Genomic DNA, 17,570 nt, shown 5'->3' on the forward strand with positions numbered 1-17,570 from the left:
CGCTCATGCCGCCTTTCATCGGCAGCCTGCGATGCATCATCGCACGAAGGTCGCGCTACCGCATACAGCATGCCCGTTCACGTCGTGGCACTTCCGCACGCCACGCCACATGGCCTTCACGTCGTGCACACCTCCCTACCCTATGCCACACCACATGACCGCTCGTGCCGCCTCCCATTGACTGGCTTCGGTGCATGGCCGCACGAAGGTAGCGCTACCGCACACAGCATGCCCGTTCACGTCGTGGCACTTCCGCACGCCACGCCACATGGCCTTCACGTCGTGCACTACCCTACCCGATGCCACGCCACAGGGCCCTTCGCGTCGTCGCCGTCAGGTCACCGCATACGACGTTCACGCCCGCATACGTCACCGCGCCCAGCTCCCCACGCCACCACGGGCGCGCCCGGTGATAGGTCTGTCAGGAGCGCGTTTAATCGTCTTGCGCCGGGCGGGAGGCGGCTTTGCGGCACAGTTGGTTGAAGCCCGCGCCGACCGCCAGCAACAGGCAGGTACCGAGAAAGACCGGACGCATACCAAAATGGCCGCCTATCACGCCGCCCATTAGCGGTCCCGTCACCTGGCCGACATACTGCGCGGATGTCGACAGGCCCAGCACACTGCCGGCCCGCTCAGGCGGCACGGTGTGGCGAATCACGCTGGCGATACAGGGCAACAGCCCCCCCAAGGCCAGCCCCATACAAAAGCGCAGCGCCACCAATTGCCAGCCGGCGGTCACAAACGCCTGCGGAATCAGCAAAACCGCCGCCACCAGCAAACAGCCGATAATGACCCGCCAATGGCCGACCCTGTCCGCCAGTCGACCGAGCCGCGAGGCCGATAAGATGCTGCCCAGCGCCGCCATCACCAGCCCGGCGACAAACGTCACCTGCTGGCCGGAGACCAATTGCGCAACATAGAGCGTGATAATCGGCTCGATGGACATATTCGCCAACATCAGTAATGTCCCGGTGATAAGCATCGCCATCACCGGCAGATTGCGCCAAGGGCTGACGACGGGCGATGTCGCCGCCGCAACCCGCCGGGCGCCGGTGCCGGGCACCTCTTTGAGCAGCAGTACCGTAGCCAGAAAAGCAATAAAAATGGCGCCGCCGGCCAATATAAACGTACCGCTGATACCGCTGATCGGCGGCAGCGTACCGCCGATCATCGGCCCGACCAGATTGCCCTCCATGATGCCGGAGGACAGCATGCCCAAAGCCCATCCCGTGCGCCCCTGTGGCGTCTGGGTGGCGACCAGAATAGTCGAGCCGGAGGCGTATCCGCCCAGCAGCCAGGCCAACAGGCGCAGCGCCACCAATTGCCAGACGCTTTGCGCCCAGCCGAGCAGCGTCATCGCCACCGCCATGCCGAGGCTCGCCCGGATAAGCATCAGCTTGCGGCCGTAACGGTCGCCCAAGCGCCCCCAGAGCGGCGCGGTCAGCGCGGCGGTGAAAAAGGCAGCGCCGTAGGCGACCCCCGACCACTCGCTTATCGCCGCATGCCCGGTTACCCCCAATTGCTCAACGTAAAGCGGTAAAAATGGCAGTAGCAATGTCATCGCCACGATGGTGGTAAAAGAGCCAAACACACACACGAATAAATTGCGCCGCCAGTAATCATTATCATCAGGCGCTACACTACCGTTTTGCATCAGACCAATCCTTCATCGCGGGTTAAAAATAAAAAGTCTGTTTGCGCTCGGGCGCCGCCGCGTCGGCGGGGCCGGCCGGGGGCTTATCGCTGCGCTAGCGACAAATGGAAAAAGAGAGTGTCGACCGCCATTATGGGAAAGGCGGCGGGCAGGTCGTCGCGTGTAACGGCGCTAAATCCCTGTTTGCGGTAGAAATGTTGGGCGGAAATAAACTGGGCGGTGGTGCCAAGATAAATATCGCTGATGCGATGTGTCCTGGCATGGGCGCGCGCATGCTCCAATAACCCCGCCACCACCAGCAACGGCGCGCCGCGGTAGCCGTGTTTAACGAACATTTTGCGTAACGCGGCCTGGCCGCCGCCGATATCTTTCAGGCCAACGGTGCTAACCACTTCCCCCCGGTGGCAGGCCACCCAAAACCCGCCGTTGCCGGTTTGGTAGAAACCGCGGATGTCTTGCAGATCGGGCTGGTCGACAGCATTAATGGCGATACCAAACTCCTGCTGCTGGATGGGCAAAATGATGGCCGCCACCGCCTGCCTGTCCCGCTCTCGGTACGATCTGATGTCAATCATGTGTCATCCCCTGGCATCTCTGGCCGTCAACCGGCGCCGCCCGACCCTGTCGGCAGCGGCGTCGGAGGGTGAAAGCCCGACGGGGAAACATCATTCCCCCTGTAGTAGTAAAAATCATATCAGCGGCTGGTCGATGAAAACAACTTTATTGCTGGCGGTTCATCCGCACGCATCCAACTTTATTGCTGGCGGTTCATCCGCACGCATCATTATGAGATTCTAAAAAATTTATTTTTGCAGTATTTAAAACCGTTACTTTATTTTTATGCAGTGGATCACACTTAAAATCCTTGTTATAGCTTTAAAATAAAGACGGTAAATTTTGGTTAATCATATGTTAACCATCAATTTATCATATGATTAATTTATATTAATTTTAATACCTTATCAATCATTAGCATTCGTTACTGTTAGTCTCAGTTGCAATAATTTTGTAGTTTACTTAACCGGTAGTGACTAATAGAATCGAAGAGTATTAGCAGACTCCCTTGGGCGCCAACCCGAACGAAAATGGCCAGGGCGTCGGCTTCATTTTCTTAAACGAGATACTGCGCATGAAAGAGCATTTTATCGCAGCCCTTGGTATGACGCTCTCTGCGTCAACCAAACAGCCTCAGGTTGCGGAAAAACCCCCGGTGGACATCGTACTGATTGGCGGCGGAGTCATGAGCGCCACGCTGGGAACTTATCTGAAAGCGCTTGAGCCGGGCTGGACCATTCATATGTATGAACGTCTGGAAAAAACGGCGGAGGAAAGCTCCAACGGTTGGAATAATGCCGGCACCGGCCATGCCGCGTTTTGTGAGCTGAACTACACCACCCTGACCCAAACGGGTTCGGTGGATATTTCTAAAGCGGTCGCGGTGAACGAATCTTTTGAAATTTCGCGCCAGTTCTGGGCCTATCTGGTTAAGCAAAAAATTCTCACCCAGCCGCAAAGCTTTATCAATAACGTCCCGCATATGAGCTTTGTGTGGGGTGAGGACAATATCCGCTTTCTGCGTCAACGCTTCGATGCCCTGCAAACCAGCACGTTGTTTCGCGGCATGGAGTACTCTGAAAACCCGCAGCAGATCCGCGATTGGGCACCGCTGGTCATGGATGGACGTGACACTTTTCAAAAAGTGGCCGCTACCCGTATGGAAATGGGTACTGATGTGAATTTCGGTGAAATGACGCAGCAATTGCTGTCAGCACTACAGCAGCACCCCCAGTTCCATTTGCATCTCCAGCATGACGTGGTGGATATCAAGCGCAACGCCGATCAAACCTGGAGCGTGCACGTCGCCGACCATAGCAATGGCGGACAGCAGTCCATGGTGCGCGCCCGTCATGTTTTTATCGGCGGCGGTGGCGCCTCACTGACCCTGCTGCAAAAATCCGGCATTCCCGAAGTGAATGGCTATGCCGGTTTCCCGGTTGGCGGGCAATTTCTAGTGGCGACCAACCCTGCGGTGGTTGTCCAGCATCACGCCAAAGTGTACGGTAAAGCCTCGGTCGGCGCGCCGCCGATGTCGGTGCCGCATATCGATACCCGTATTCTTGACGGCAAGCAGGCGCTGCTGTTCGGTCCGTTCGCCACCTTTAGCAGCAAATTTCTCAAGCGTGGGTCGTGGCTGGATTTGTTCCATTCGCTCACGTGGCAAAACCTGCTGCCTATGCTGCGCGTCGGGCTGGATAACTTCGCACTGATGCGTTACCTCATCAGCCAGTTGATGATGTCGAATAAAGATCGCCTGAATGCCCTGCGCGAATATTATCCGCAGGCCACAATGGCGGATTGGTCGCTGATTGAGGCTGGCCAGCGGGTGCAGATGATTAAAAAAGACGCCGGTAAAGGCGGGATCCTGCAGTTTGGCACCGAAGTGGTCAGCTCGGCCGATGGCTCGCTATCGGCGTTGCTTGGCGCCTCGCCCGGCGCCTCTACCGCCGCCCCCATCATGCTGGAGCTTTTGGCTTCGATGTTCAAAGAACAGGTGACCACCGATGCCTGGCAGCGAAAACTGAAAGAGATGGTTCCGTCCTACGGCCAGACGATTAACGGTAATCTCGCGCTGACCAATGATATCCGCCGCTATACCTCCGAGGTTTTGGGCCTGACCTATATCGAGGCCAGACCGCTGCCCGGCGAATCGGCAGAGGGCAAATGGGAAGGGTTGCAGAAAGCGATTTAAACGGATGAATCGTGCGCTGTGGTATCGCCGCTTTGGCCAGCCCAAAGCGGTACTGTCGCTGGAAACCGCTCCACTCGCAACGCCCGCCGCTGCCCAAGTGCAGGTACAGATGATTGCCGCGCCTATCAACCCCTCTGATGTTATCCCGATTACCGGCGCCTATGCACACCGAGTACAGCCGCCAGTTGTCGCCGGTTATGAGGGGCTCGGTCGGGTGGTCGCCACCTCCGGCGCCCTGCCTTTCTGCCTTGGTCAGCGTGTCCTGCCGTTGCGGGGTGACGGCACCTGGCAACAGCGGCTGAATTGCAGCGGACAATGGCTGTTACCGGTGCCGGAAGATATTGCGGACGACATTGCGCTGCGCGGCTACATCAACCCGCTGGCCGCACGGCTGATGCTGCGGCGCTGGCCGGTACGTGATCAACAGATCATCTTGACCGCGGCAGGCTCGGATTGCGCGCGGTTGTTGGGGCAATGGGCGCTGGCAGGCGGGTGATAGGTCTGCACCGCGCCCCGCAGCACGCGCCACGACTGCGCCGGCTGGGTATTCAGCCGCTGGCGATGCACTGCGAAGGCGAGATCCTGCGGCTGGCGGCACAAAGCAGACTGGTGTTCGACACCGTTGGAGGACGGCTTGGCGGCGCATTACTTGCGGCACTGCGCCCTTGCGGAACACTAATAAGCTACGGTTTACTCTCCGGGCAGCCTCTCGCCGTGACGCCCGGCGGCGCGATAGCGCAGCGATTTCATCTGCGCGACGCCCTGGTCGAAATGTCGACTGCCGACTGGCAGGAGGAATTCGCGGCGCTTTGGCCCTTATTGCGCCGCACGCAGCTGTCGCCGCTGGCTCCCTTCCCGCTCAGCCGATGGCGCTTTTTTACCAATCCGGCCGCACCGTCAAACCGCTGCTGTGGTTAGCCTAATGCCGCGCGCCTAACGGCGGGCGGATTGATGGCACAGCCTCAACGCCTTAACGACGCCGCTATCCGCTGCAGCTCGTCCGCCAGCAGGCTCAAACTCGGTTTACCGTCCGGCGGCGCGGCGGTGGAATAGCGGGTCACCAGGTGTGTGGGCAGCATAATCGACTGCCCTTCCGCGCCCTCCCCCTGGCCTAGCCGTGCCATCAGCCGATTCACCGCTTCCTGCCCCAGCCGGTTGAAATCCTGTGAAACGGTGGTCAACGCCGGCAGGAAGTAGGCGCTGTCCTCGGTATCATCATAGCCTATCACCGAAACATGCTCCGGCACCGCCAGCTGCTGCTGCAACGCGCTAATCACACCGAGCGACATCTGATCGTTGGCGACCAGTACGGCGCTGAACGCCGCCTGCGCCTTGAGCATTGTGGCCATACAGCGAAAGCCGCTGGCGGCGCTCCAGTCGCCTTGCGCTGATGCCACCGGATGCAGTTGATACGCCGCCAGCGCCCGCTGCCAACTGTCGAGGCGCAGGCGGGCGGAAACCGAATCTTGCGGACCGGCCAGCAGCGCGAAATGCCGGTGACCCAGGTGATAAAGATGATCGACGCTGGCGCGCGTGCCGTCTGCGGGATTAAACATGACATGGAACACACCGGCGTCCGGCAGCACATCCAGGAACAAGCACGCCAGTTCAGGATTATCGGCGACGACTGCCGCGGCACTCTGCGCCGCCAGCGGCAAATTGATGATAACCCCTTCCACACGCTGCGCCTTCAGCTCATTAAGCGCGTCCTGCAGTCCGGTTTCGTGCTGCGGTTCGGTCATGGCAATTAGCACCGTAAACCCGCGTTGGCCGGCAACGCCCTTAATCGCGGAAGCGATTTGCGACGGCGCATGGAAACCCAGCGAGGCGGTGATGAGCCCCAGGGTACAGCCCCGCTTGCCGGCCAGCTGCTGCGCCATCCGGTTAGGCACATAGTTCAGCGTTCTAATGGCTTCGTCCACCCGTGCGCGCGTCGCGTCCGCCACGCGCGCCGATCCATTCAATACCCGTGAAACAGTCTGATAAGAAACGCCGGCATGGCGGGCGACATCGTCAAGGGTGGCGTTTTTGTGCTTCACAGTGTTGTTCCTGTAGCGGACCGGTATAGGACTCAAGCGTATTCTTTTAACAGCATAAATCAAACCGCGGCGAACGCTAAGCAGTGATGAAAAGTCATGCGCTCACACGCCGCAGAATTGTGACATACTTCGCTAATTGAAACACTTTCTGCTGATTTTATTTGAAAATGATCACCTTTAATGGGGTGGATACTTGCGATAACCGGCACTTAAGACGTTTACTTCTCATAATATGTGAGCGCATAACATCGCTCATTTTTGCCGACACTTTCTTCCCTGCTCAAGGTAAGGCCAATTATGACCCACGCTGTACATCAACCGCGACCGGCGGTGCCAGCCGCCCTGTCTGACGTCCTGGCGCGGCGTGACTGGGAAAACCCGGCGATAACTCATTACGGTAAGCTGCCGTCTCATGCGCCCTTCATGAGTTACCGGGACACCGATGCGGCGCTCACCGGCGGCGATTCGCCAAGCCACCTGTTACTGGATGGCGAATGGCAGTTCAGTTATTTTACTCAACCGGAAGCGGTGCCGGAACGCTGGTTGGTGCAGGATGAGGACGACGCCCGCGCTATTAATGTTCCCGGTAACTGGCAGCTGGCCGGCTATGATTGTCCTATCTATACCAACGTTAAATACCCTTTTCCGGTCGACCCGCCGCGGGTGCCGGCGCTCAATCCTACCGGCTGTTATACGCGCAACGTGCAGTTACCGGCCAACTGGCAGGCGTGCGGCCGCACGCGCATTATTTTTCACGGCGTCAGCTCCGCCTTTTATGTCTGGTGCAATGGCCAATGGCTCGGGTACTCCAAGGACAGCCGCCTGCCGGCTGAATTTAATCTCACCGACGCTCTCGTCCCGGCGCCAATCGCTTATGCGTGCTGGTACTCCGTTGGAGCGACGGCAGCTATTTAGAAGATCAGGATATGTGGCGAATGAGCGGTATCTTTCGCTCGGTGGCGTTACTGCACAAGCCTGAAGCGACATTTAGCGACATCCGCCTTGATACCGTGCTGGATGCGCTGTTTAGCCATGGCGAACTGCAAGTGAGCGCATCGGTCAGCGCCGCCCCGGACCAGCTGGCGGAATATCGGCTACAGGTCGCGTTGTGGTGGCAGGACAATCTTGTCGCTGAACACAGCCAAGCGCTGGGTACCTTGGCGGTCGACGATCGCGGCGGCTATCCCGAACGGGCATGGCTGCGGGTGCCGGTTGCGGCGCCGCGGCTGTGGAGCGCGGAAGATCCCGCCCTGTACCGCGTGGTGGTGGCGCTTTGGCACGCAGAAGGCAAGCTGGTTGAAGCGGAGGCCTATGATGTGGGTTTTCGCCAGGTTAACGTGCGCGACGGACTGCTGCAACTCAATGGCAAACCCCTGCTGATACGCGGCGTCAACAGCCATGAACACCACCCGGTTAACGGCCAGACCATGGATGAGCAGACCATGGTGCAGGACATTGTGCTGATGAAGCAGAATAATTTTAATGCTGTCCGCTGTTCTCATTATCCCAACACCCCGCTTTGGTATCGCTTGTGCGACCGCTATGGTCTTTACGTGGTGGACGAAGCCAATATCGAGACGCACGGCATGGAGCCCATGAGCCGGCTGGCGGACGACCCGATATGGTTTGCCGCCTTCAGCGAGCGGGTTACCCGCATGGTGCAGTGCAACCATCATCACGCCAGTATCATTATCTGGTCGCTCGGCAACGAAGCGGGCCATGGCGCCACGCACGATGCGTTATATCGCTGGGTCAAAACCCAGGACCCGTCGCGACCGGTACAATATGAGGGCGGCGGCGCCGACACCGCCGCCACCGATATTCTTTGCCCAATGTACGCGCGGGTCGAGGAGGACTTGCCTATCCCGGCGGTGCCGAAATGGGCTATCAAAAAATGGATAGTGCTGCCCGGCGAGCAGCGGCCGCTTATCCTATGCGAATACGCCCACGCCATGGGCAACAGCCTCGGCGGCTTTGCCGATTATTGGCGGGCGTTCCGCCAATATCCCCGCTTGCAGGGCGGCTTCATCTGGACTGGGCCGACCAGGGCGCTGGAGCAGCGCGATGAGCAGGGCACATTCCATTGGGCCTACGGTGGTGATTTCGGCGACACCCCCAACGATCGGCAATTTTGCCTTAACGGGCTGGTATTCCCCGATCGCACCCTGCATCCCGGCATGTATGAGGTGAAAAAACAGCAGCAATTCTTCCAATTCGCCCTGGTTGACGCCGCCGGGCTGAAAATAAGCGTTGAAAGTGAGTATCTGTTTCGCACCAGCGACAATGAAAACCTAGTCTGGTGGCTAGAGCTGGAAGGCGAGCGTCTACACGGCGGTGAGCTGCCGTTGCGGCTAGCGCCGGAGGAACGACGCGTTCTCACTCTTGACCCGCAATGGTCGTCTCCTGCCCGAGCCGGCACGCTGACCCTACAGGTTTACGTACAACAACCCGCAGCGACGCCCTGGTCGCCGGCCGGACATATCAGCGCCTGGGAACACTGGCCGCTGTACCGCAGTTCCTTGAGACCGTCAATGAGTTGATCATCACCCATCATACGCAGCGCTGGCGCGTCGACAAACGCAGCGGCTATTTGCATGAGTGGCAGCAAGGGGAGCTTTCTCTGCTGCAAACGCCCTTGACCGACCAGTTTATCCGCGCGCCGTTGGATAACGATATCGGCATTAGCGAGGTGGACAGAATCGATGCCAATGCCTGGGTAGAACGCTGGCGCGCCGCCGGTCTGTTCAGCATTGAGCAGCGCTGTTTCAGCGTGAAGGCCGAGCAGTTAAGCGACCGGGTCATCGTTCAGAGCGAAATGGGCTATTTCCATCACCAGACCCTGCTAGTGCTCAGCCGCTGGCAATTAAGCTTTACCGCCGCCGGCGCCCTGGTGACCGATATCGAGGTAGTGCGCTCGTCGCAACTGCCGCCGTTGCCCAGAGTCGGCGTCACCTGCCGTATCAATAGCGAGGCGCAGGAGATCGACTGGCTAGGTGACGGCACGCATGAAAACTATCCCGACCGCCGTACCGCCGCGCGTTTTTCCCGCTGGCGGCGACCGCTGGCCGAAATGAGCACCCCGTATATCTTTCCCAGCGAAAACGGCATGCGTTGCCATAGCCGCGAACTCGACGTCGGTCCACTGCGGGTCACTGGCGCGTTCCATTTTTCGGTCAGCCCTTACGGTACGCAACAGTTGACCGAAGCCCGTCATTGGCACCAGCTGCGTCCCGAAGCCGGCCTCTGGCTCAACCTGGATACCGCGCATATGGGTGTCGGCGGGGACTATTCGTGGAGTCCCAGCGTTCATCAGGCCTACCTGCTGGATGCAGAGCGCTACCGCTATTCCTTGTGCTGGCAGTTGAACTGAGGGGGTTCGCCCCCCTTATCCCCCTTCTGATACCTACCTGGCATGGTGACGACGATGAAGACTGCGATGCTGACCACCCGTGAGAAGCATAATTTTATCTATTTTATGCTGTTCTTCTTTTTCTATTATTTCATTATGTCCGCCTATTTTCCGTTCTTTCCAATTTGGCTGGCGGACGTCAATCACCTCAGCAAAACCGAGACTGGCATGGTGTTCTCCTCAATCTCGTTTTTCGCTATCGTTTTTCAGCCGCTGTTTGGCCTGATCTCCGACAAATTGGGGTTACGTAAACATCTGCTGTGGAGTATTACCATCTTGCTGATGTTGTTTGCGCCCTTTTTCATCTTTGTGCTGTCGCCGCTGCTGCAGTTTAATATTTACGCCGGCGCGCTGGCAGGCGGTCTGTATTTCGGCTTCGCGTTCTCTAGCGGTTCCGGGGCGGTGGAGGCGTTTATCGAGCGGGTTAGCCGCGCCAACCATTTTGAATATGGCAGAGTGCGCTGGGATATTTGCGCCTCGCTCACCGGTATTTTGTTTAGCATCGATCCCAACATTACTTTCTGGATTGCCTCCGGTTTCGCGGTGGTGCTGGCGATATTGCTGTTTCTGTCGCGCCCCGAGGGCAATATCAATGCGCAGGTCATGGATAAACTTGGCGTCAACCGGCGCGCCTTTTCACTGAAAATGGCGGCAGAGTTGTTGGCAATGCCGCGTTTCTGGGCATTCATCGTTTATGTGATTGGGTTAGCCAGTATTTACGATGTTTTCGACCAGCAATTCGCCAATTTCTTCAAAGGTTTTTTGCCAGCCCGCAGCGCGGCACCGAAATCTTTGGCTTTGTTACCACCGGCGGGGAATTGCTAAACGGTTTAATTATGTTTTTCACTCCGGCGATTATCAACCGCATCGGCAGTAAGAACGCGCTGTTGGTGGCGGGACTTATCATGTCGGTACGCATTCTTGGATCGTCCTTTGCCACCAGCGGTATTGAGGTGATCATATTAAAAACGCTGCATATGTTTGAACTGCCGTTTTTGTTGGTCGGGGCGTTTAAATATATTTCTTCGGTGTTTGATCCGCGTCTGTCCGCAACACTGTTTCTTATCAGGTTTAATTTATCGAAGCAATTAGCCGGCGTCGTGCTGTCGACATGGGTGGGGAGAATGTATGACCAGGTCGGTTTCCACCAAGCCTATTTGGTGCTTGGTCTGATCACCCTGTCATTTACCCTCATTTCTGCGTTTTTGTTAACAGGGCGCCATAAAGCGTTGACGGCGCCGGCGCCGCAGTCCGGCAAAATCGTCTGAGTCTGACTTAAGGGTGAGCGCCAGCGAGGACGCAGGCGCTGGCGTCAAATACGTCTTAAGCACAGGTGCATTTATAGAGGCAAATAGCGTTGTCAACGCCGGCGACAACTAGATCTTCGCCACGTCTGGCCCGAGCGGTATCACCTCGCGTCGCCAAGCGAGTACAGCAGGCGTGACCACGTTAATGGCCTGAGAGTCAGTTGCTCACGCAACCGTTAATGGCCCCTCTTGCCCATTATCCCGCCAGCACGCATAATCTCACCCTTTGTTGCCTGGAGTGACTATGAGCTCAACCTCTCTCAGCCTGCGTCGGGCGGAAGTCAGCGACATTCCCGCCCTGTATGCGTTAAGACTCGCCACCATGGAGGGCTATCTGATTAATGGCGGCATCGACGCGGATGAACAGACGCATTTAAGCAGAATTATCGATCACTGGAACGACGCCCATATTATTCTGATGGAAGGTAAACTGGCCGGACTGTTTAAATACTATCTTACCGATGATGCCTGGTTTATCGGCCAGATCCAAGTGGCACCGGAATTTCAGCGGCAGGGCATTGGCCAGCAATTGCTGGCGGGCGTATTAAAGCAGGCGCAGCGGGAGGATTTAGCGGTAGAATTAAAGGTGCTGAAAAACAATCCCGCTAAAAACCTTTATCTGCGGCTGGGCTTTACCATCATCACAGGTGATGATTATGCGTGGCATATGCGCTGGGAGCCGCCCAGTACCGCCGATTAATGACGCGTGGCCTGTGCGCAGGGACTGCCCTGTTTGATGTCTTAAACCTGCGAAGCCGCGATCGCTGGCATCATGTCAAATTGAACTCGGGTGAAAAGCGGTTAGGTGAAATAGCACCAAACAGCGTGCCACTACCGCCATGAGATTCATTATCACGAACGAAAACGGGGAGTTGACCACTCCGCTGGCGCGCACCGACGTTATGTTGACACCCTTTTGCCTGAAGGATGATTTCAACGGCGCACAGCCGGGGGAGGGGGTGAAGCTCAGTTGAGATATACTAGCCCGCCCGGTGCGGCTGGTTTCGCCACTGCGCTATCTACTTACTCAAACGCCTTGTGCCCCGCCCATCGTTCAGCGCCTTGTTGCCCCCATCCGCCCCTTCAGTTCTCACCTTTTCCTTTTCGCCTTATCTTCGCCCAACCGGTCATTCTGCCCTACCCAAGGGTTACATCCCGGCGCGTCGGCACCAAGACATAAACCTGGAGGCAATGCCCTCGTCGGGGCTTGACGGTACCTTCGGTCCGCGATTGACAGGGAGAAGGTTTTGCCGATAACGTCAAGGATTATGCTCTATTTTCGGGAGACTTCTATCAATGGATAATCGCACTGTCACTCTCCGCACCCTCGTCCCTGGCGATAAGGATGACTGGAAACTCCTGTGGCGTCGCTATCTGAGTTTTTATTCGACTATCCGCGATGATGCGCTATACGAACACACCTTTGCGCGTTTGACGGATAACGCCTACCCAGCCATGTGCGGATTCGTCGCCGAGCGCAACGGCCGTCTGGTGGGGATTGCCAACTGCATTGTGCACGATCACTGCTGGTATCAGCAGCCAATGCTCTATTTGCAGGATCTGTACGTGGACGATCTTGTCCGTGGACAAGGCATCGGCCGGCGCCTGATTGAACAGGTATACCACTATGCCGATCGTAAAGCGCTGGCTGGGGTATACTGGATGACGCAGAGCGATAATCATCAGGCGATGTGGCTATACGATAAGATCGCCCGCAAAACCGATTTCATGAAATATCAGCGTTAGTGAAAGGAGTGGGGTCGTTATGAATAAGCAACCAACGGTCGCGGTGCTGGGACTGGGCGCCATGGGACATGCCTTTGCCGCCAATGTGCTGAAATCGGGTCTGGCGACGCGCGTATGGAACCGGACCCGCTCGCGCGGCGAAGATCTGGCCGACGCTGGCGCTATTGTGCGCGCCAGTCCGGCGGAAGCCGTGCGCGAGGCCGATGTGGTACTGACCATGCTACCGGACGGCCCGACGACGCGTACTGTACTGCTGGGTTCCGAAGGTGCACTGGCAGCCATGAAACCGCATGCTGTCCTCGCCCAAATGGGGACTCTGGGCGTTAAGGGCACGGAGGAGCTCATCGCGGCGGTCAGGCAGGCGCGCGACGATATCGTTTTTATTGACGCGCCGGTTTCCGGCACCAAAACGCCGGCGGAAAACGCCCAGGTACTGGTGCTGGCAATCGGTGATCGTCAGGCGGCGGCCGCCGTTGAACCGGTATTCGCCGCTATTGCCAAAGGCACCCGCTGGCTCGGTCCTGCCGGGGCCGGTAGCCGGATGAAGCTGGTGGTTAATGCCTGGCTTATCACCATGATGCAAGGCATCGCCGAAAGCACGCAGCTGGCGGCGACGCTGGGTTTCAGCCCCGATGATCTGTGGGACGTTCTGGAAGGGGGGCCACTGGCGGCGCCCTATGTTAAAGGAAAGCTCGATATGATCAAGCAGGACAATTATTGTCCGCAAATGGCGCTGATTTGGGGACTCAAAGATGCCCGACAGGCGCTCAAGGCGGCGGACTCGCGCAACTTGCCGGGGCTACAACGTATCAGCGACGTCTGGCAGCAGGCAGTAGACGCCGGCCATGGCGAAAGCGATATCTCGGTCATCTATCGCTATTTGGCGCCCTGAGCCTGCGCTAGCAGAAGCATAAACCGGCCGGCGGCCGGTTTTTTTGTGTGCTTTATCCACCTCGACGCAGGCGCCAAGGGTTAGGTGAAATGGTATCGGTTTTTCGCCAATGACTATTGTCGTGGGCATTGCGTATTCACATGAACTACCTCCCGTCAAGAACATTGCCCTCTCAGCCGCTGCAGCGCCAAGACACTAACCTTGGCCTCCGCGCGCGTCCGCTCTCTTTTGCCACTCTTTCTCCTCATGCACCAGCACGCGCGGCTGCATGGCCGTCGTCGCCCCCTGCCACCTTGTCGCCCGCCGTTGTCACCAATGCATCAGTCCAGTTCTTACTTATGATTAGCAGAACAAATAATAATTACTCCATTTTTTGTCAGCATTTATAATTACAATTCATTCTAATTGTTCGCTTGCCCGTCGAGCTTCCCAAAATAGCGGCGGGGTCATTTCTCCAAATGCAGGAGGTTTGCTATGATGGACACCCGCTGCTCGCGTTTTGCCAGCGTCATCACACCTTACCTTTTAAAACGCATCATGGAAAAAGGGAATGAGCATCAGCGCTTGTTTGCGCGCCATACCCTCACCCACGTGCATAACCTGATGGGTCGCACGCCAGCGGTTGCACATCACTCACACACGCAACCGCCGGGAAAGATCAAACTTACCCTACATGACGCCCACAACAGTATGAATCTGCCCGGTGTTAAAGTGCGGCAGGAAGGACAATCGCCGGGGAAAGATGTGGCGGTTGATGAGGCTTATGACTATTTGGGCGTCACTTACGATTTTTATTGGCGGGTATTCAAGCGTAACTCACTAGATGCAGAAGGATTGCCTCTGGTCGGTACCGTCCACTACGGCAGTGCTTATCAAAACGCTTTCTGGGATGGGGAGCAGATGGTGTTCGGCGATGGCGACGGTGAGATCTTTAACCGTTTCACTATTGCGCTTGATGTCGTGGCGCATGAGTTGACCCATGGCGTGACGGAACATGAAGCCAACCTGATTTACTTTGAACAGGCGGGATCGCTGAATGAATCGCTTTCCGACGTCTTTGGTTCCCTTGTAAAACAATACCATATGCAACAAACCGCGCAACAGGCGGATTGGTTTATCGGCGCGGGTTTGTTGGCCGACGGAGTCCAGGGCAAAGGGCTGCGCTCAATGCCGGCTCCCGGCACCGCCTATGACGATCCGGTGTTGGGCAAGGATCCGCAGCCGGCAGACATGGCCAACTTCGTCCACACCCGCCAAGATAATGGCGGCGTCCATCTTAATTCCGGCATCCCCAATCGTGCCTTCTACCTGACGGCTATCGCCCTGGGCGGCAATGCCTGGGAAAAGGCCGGCACCATCTGGTACGCTACGCTGACGGATAAAAAACTGCTGCAGAACGCCAGCTTTGCTGATTTCGCGAGACTGACCGTGAGTCACGCTCTAGAGCAATTCGACGCGGAAACCGGCGAGGTTGTCGAGAACGCCTGGCGGCAGGTGGGTGTCTTAACGTAAGGGGGGTCGGTTCAGTGGGAAATTGTCGCAGCCCCCGGGAGGACAGCATGGGCAGAATACCTGTTTTGGATAACCATACCGTGATTGCACTATCACGGGAGGGCGGCTTCGCCTTTATTCCCGCGCTAACGGGTCAGCAGCGTTTCGTGCTAGGGGATTTGCCGCCGCCTGAACGCGAAAGGTTATGCGCCCTCATCAACCAGGCGGCGCCGCTGGCTCAGCCGCCCCGTGGCGATAGCGCGCCTGGACGCGGCGACCAACGCTACTTTCGTATCCGGATCTCTTATCGTGGTGACGGCGCAGCCGGCGCAAACGAGCTGGAGTTACTGGTGCCGGAACAAAGTGCGCCGCCAGAGCTGCAGACGTTGTGGCGTCACGGACAATTGGACGACGCTCCCCCGGGGCCCCATGACCCGACCTAGCAGGTGACAAGCGCCAGCGTCACTTGTTTTTTAGCGATGAGGCCGTCGCCGTGGGGGCAAAAATAGTCCACCGCGCCGCAGGATTTCAAGATCTCGAGCGGCTGCCCACAATCGGGGCAGGACGCAGACTCGCGATAATCTTGCCCGCAGGCGGGACAATGCAGCCTATCTCCCGCTGTGACCAGCGGCTGTTGACAAACCTCACAGTGCATCATGTTCATCACGCTTATTTGTTTTTCTTGATGTGACTCATCAGCCGCTTGCGTTTACGCAGCTGCGTCGGTGTTAGGGTATTGCGCCGCCCGGCGAAGGGATTGGCGGCCTCGTTAAACTGGATGCGGATCGGCGTACCCATTATCTCCAGCGAACGGCGAAAATAATTCATCAGATAGCGCTTATAGGTATCCGGCAAATCTTTAACCTGCGTACCGTGGATAACCACAATCGGCGGGTTGTAGCCACCGGCATGGGCATATTTGGGTTTAACGCGTCGACCGCGCACCAGCGGCGGTTGATGTTCATCCACCGCCATGCGCATGGTGCGCGTCAATAGCGCAGTGCTCACTCGCTTGGTGGCGCATTGGTAGGCTTCATTGACCGATTCAAACAGATTGCCGACGCCGCTGCCGTGCAGCGCTGAAATGAAATGCACGCGGGCAAAATCGATAAAGCCGAGACGGTGATCCAGCGCTGCTTTCACTTCGTCACGCGTCTCGCTGGAAAGACCATCCCATTTATTGACCGCAATCACCAACGAGCGGCCACTGTTGAGGATAAAACCCAGCAGCGACAAATCCTGATCGGAAATGCCTTCACGGGCATCGATGACCAGTAATACAACATTGGCATCTTCAATAGCCTGCAGCGTTTTGATGACGGAGAATTTCTCCACGGTTTCCGTGACTTTGCCACGCTTGCGCACGCCGGCGGTATCAATCAGGACATACTCCCGCTCGTCACGTACCATGGGAATATAAATACTGTCCCGGGTGGTACCGGGCATGTCATAGACCACCACGCGCTCTTCGCCGAGGATGCGGTTGGTGAGCGTGGATTTACCGACGTTGGGACGCCCGACGATGGCAAGCTTTATCGGCAGCGACTGCGGGTCAAAAGGCTCTTCCTCTTCTTCCAGCGCCAGCGCCTCGGCTTCTTCGTCAGGCCACGGCGCGAATTCGTCCTCGTCGTCGGCCTCCGCCGCCGGCAAACCATCGCTTACCAGCGGCAGCAGAACCTGCTCTAGCAAACTGTTGATGCCGCGCCCGTGCGAGGCGGCAATAGGGACTATCTCGCCCATGCCCAGGGAATAAAAATCCCCCACCGCGCTATCGGCATCAATCCCGTCGGTTTTATTGGCGACAATCACCGTGGTTTTCTCGCGGCTGCGCAGATGCCTGGCAATGCCTTTATCGGCCGCCATCAGCCCGGCGCGTCCGTCCACCATGAACAGCACGATGTCGGCCTCTTCAATCGCCACCAGCGACTGACCGGCCATGCGGGTTTCCACCCCTTCTTCAGTGCCATCAATACCGCCGGTATCAATAACGATAAATTCATGGCCTTCCCATTCGGCACGACCATACTTGCGGTCACGCGTCAGCCCCGGAAAATCCGCCACCAGCGCATCACGAGTGCGCGTTAGTCGATTAAATAAAGTGGATTTTCCTACATTCGGGCGCCCGACCAGCGCGACGACAGGTATCATTATTACAACCTCATCAGGTAAAAAACGGCAAAGACTGCACAGGAGAGATTATATAAGACAAAACGGCTCCTGAACATGTCAGGAGCCGTTGCGGCAAACGCGTATCCAGCTACCGGCGCCGGATGATAGCACGCC

At 57.3% G+C, this 17,570-nt stretch carries 13 protein-coding genes and 2 pseudogenes; 10 read left to right on the forward strand and 5 right to left on the reverse strand.

The features are described 5' to 3' along the window. Positions 1–433: 433 nt before the first annotated feature. Together JZM24_RS06380 and JZM24_RS06385 are read right to left on the reverse strand one after the other, a co-directional pair. The gene (locus JZM24_RS06380; RefSeq protein WP_215669071.1) at positions 434–1,654 is read right to left on the reverse strand and encodes an MFS transporter; all 1,221 of its coding nucleotides are present in this window, start codon (positions 1,652–1,654) and stop codon (positions 434–436) included. 83 nt (positions 1,655–1,737) lie between these two features. Further along, entirely contained in the window at positions 1,738–2,229 is a 492-nt protein-coding gene (locus tag JZM24_RS06385; RefSeq protein WP_215669072.1) for a GNAT family N-acetyltransferase, read from the reverse strand. Between the two features lie 554 nt (positions 2,230–2,783). Between JZM24_RS06385 and mqo the strand changes: the two genes are divergently transcribed. From mqo to JZM24_RS06400, 3 genes are read left to right on the forward strand one after another with little or no spacing between them, the layout of a single operon-like run. Continuing rightward, the gene (gene mqo / locus JZM24_RS06390; RefSeq protein ID WP_215670028.1) at positions 2,784–4,403 is read left to right on the forward strand and encodes a malate dehydrogenase (quinone); all 1,620 of its coding nucleotides are present in this window, start codon (positions 2,784–2,786) and stop codon (positions 4,401–4,403) included. A gap of 4 nt (positions 4,404–4,407) precedes the next feature. Further along, positions 4,408–4,899 carry an alcohol dehydrogenase catalytic domain-containing protein gene (locus JZM24_RS06395; RefSeq protein WP_215669073.1) on the forward strand — a complete coding sequence of 164 codons (492 nt, stop codon included), beginning with the start codon at positions 4,408–4,410 and terminating at the stop codon, positions 4,897–4,899. Next, the gene (locus JZM24_RS06400; RefSeq protein ID WP_215669074.1) at positions 4,896–5,321 is read left to right on the forward strand and encodes an MDR/zinc-dependent alcohol dehydrogenase-like family protein; all 426 of its coding nucleotides are present in this window, start codon (positions 4,896–4,898) and stop codon (positions 5,319–5,321) included. The genes JZM24_RS06395 and JZM24_RS06400 overlap by 4 nt, the downstream gene beginning before the upstream one ends. A gap of 44 nt (positions 5,322–5,365) precedes the next feature. On the opposite strand, the gene JZM24_RS06405 is transcribed toward JZM24_RS06400, so the two are convergent. Then, positions 5,366–6,442 (reverse strand): LacI family DNA-binding transcriptional regulator, encoded by a 1,077-nt coding sequence (locus tag JZM24_RS06405; protein ID WP_215669075.1) that lies wholly within the window; start codon positions 6,440–6,442, stop codon positions 5,366–5,368. Positions 6,443–6,739: 297 nt separating this feature from the next. On the opposite strand from JZM24_RS06405, the pseudogene JZM24_RS06410 reads away from it, so the two are divergent. From JZM24_RS06410 to JZM24_RS06440, 7 genes and pseudogenes are all read left to right on the forward strand, one after another. Next, a pseudogene (locus JZM24_RS06410) lies at positions 6,740–9,812 on the forward strand (beta-galactosidase). A gap of 135 nt (positions 9,813–9,947) precedes the next feature. Further along, positions 9,948–11,119, forward strand: a pseudogene (locus JZM24_RS06415) (oligosaccharide MFS transporter). 283 nt (positions 11,120–11,402) lie between these two features. Beyond that, positions 11,403–11,858 carry a GNAT family N-acetyltransferase gene (locus JZM24_RS06420; protein WP_215669076.1) on the forward strand — a complete coding sequence of 152 codons (456 nt, stop codon included), beginning with the start codon at positions 11,403–11,405 and terminating at the stop codon, positions 11,856–11,858. 596 nt (positions 11,859–12,454) lie between these two features. Continuing rightward, the gene (locus JZM24_RS06425; protein ID WP_215669077.1) at positions 12,455–12,904 is read left to right on the forward strand and encodes a GNAT family N-acetyltransferase; all 450 of its coding nucleotides are present in this window, start codon (positions 12,455–12,457) and stop codon (positions 12,902–12,904) included. A 19-nt stretch (positions 12,905–12,923) separates the two neighbouring features. Next, positions 12,924–13,796 carry an NAD(P)-dependent oxidoreductase gene (locus tag JZM24_RS06430; RefSeq protein WP_215669078.1) on the forward strand — a complete coding sequence of 291 codons (873 nt, stop codon included), beginning with the start codon at positions 12,924–12,926 and terminating at the stop codon, positions 13,794–13,796. Positions 13,797–14,273: 477 nt separating this feature from the next. After that, the gene (locus tag JZM24_RS06435) at positions 14,274–15,308 is read left to right on the forward strand and encodes a M4 family metallopeptidase (protein WP_215670029.1); all 1,035 of its coding nucleotides are present in this window, start codon (positions 14,274–14,276) and stop codon (positions 15,306–15,308) included. A gap of 47 nt (positions 15,309–15,355) precedes the next feature. After that, positions 15,356–15,730 (forward strand): protealysin inhibitor emfourin, encoded by a 375-nt coding sequence (locus JZM24_RS06440; protein ID WP_215669079.1) that lies wholly within the window; start codon positions 15,356–15,358, stop codon positions 15,728–15,730. On the opposite strand, the gene JZM24_RS06445 is transcribed toward JZM24_RS06440, so the two are convergent. Together JZM24_RS06445 and der are read right to left on the reverse strand one after the other, a co-directional pair. Then, complete coding sequence (locus JZM24_RS06445; RefSeq protein ID WP_215670030.1) at positions 15,727–15,951, reverse strand: zinc ribbon domain-containing protein; 225 nt, start codon at positions 15,949–15,951, stop codon at positions 15,727–15,729. The two genes, JZM24_RS06440 and JZM24_RS06445, sit on opposite strands and share 4 nt — an antisense overlap. Before the next feature lie 5 nt (positions 15,952–15,956). Further along, positions 15,957–17,435 carry a ribosome biogenesis GTPase Der gene (der, locus tag JZM24_RS06450; protein WP_215669080.1) on the reverse strand — a complete coding sequence of 493 codons (1,479 nt, stop codon included), beginning with the start codon at positions 17,433–17,435 and terminating at the stop codon, positions 15,957–15,959. Positions 17,436–17,570: the final 135 nt, after the last annotated feature.

This window comes from Candidatus Sodalis endolongispinus, from assembly GCF_018777395.1.
Lineage (GTDB): Bacteria > Pseudomonadota > Gammaproteobacteria > Enterobacterales > Enterobacteriaceae > Sodalis_B > Sodalis_B endolongispinus.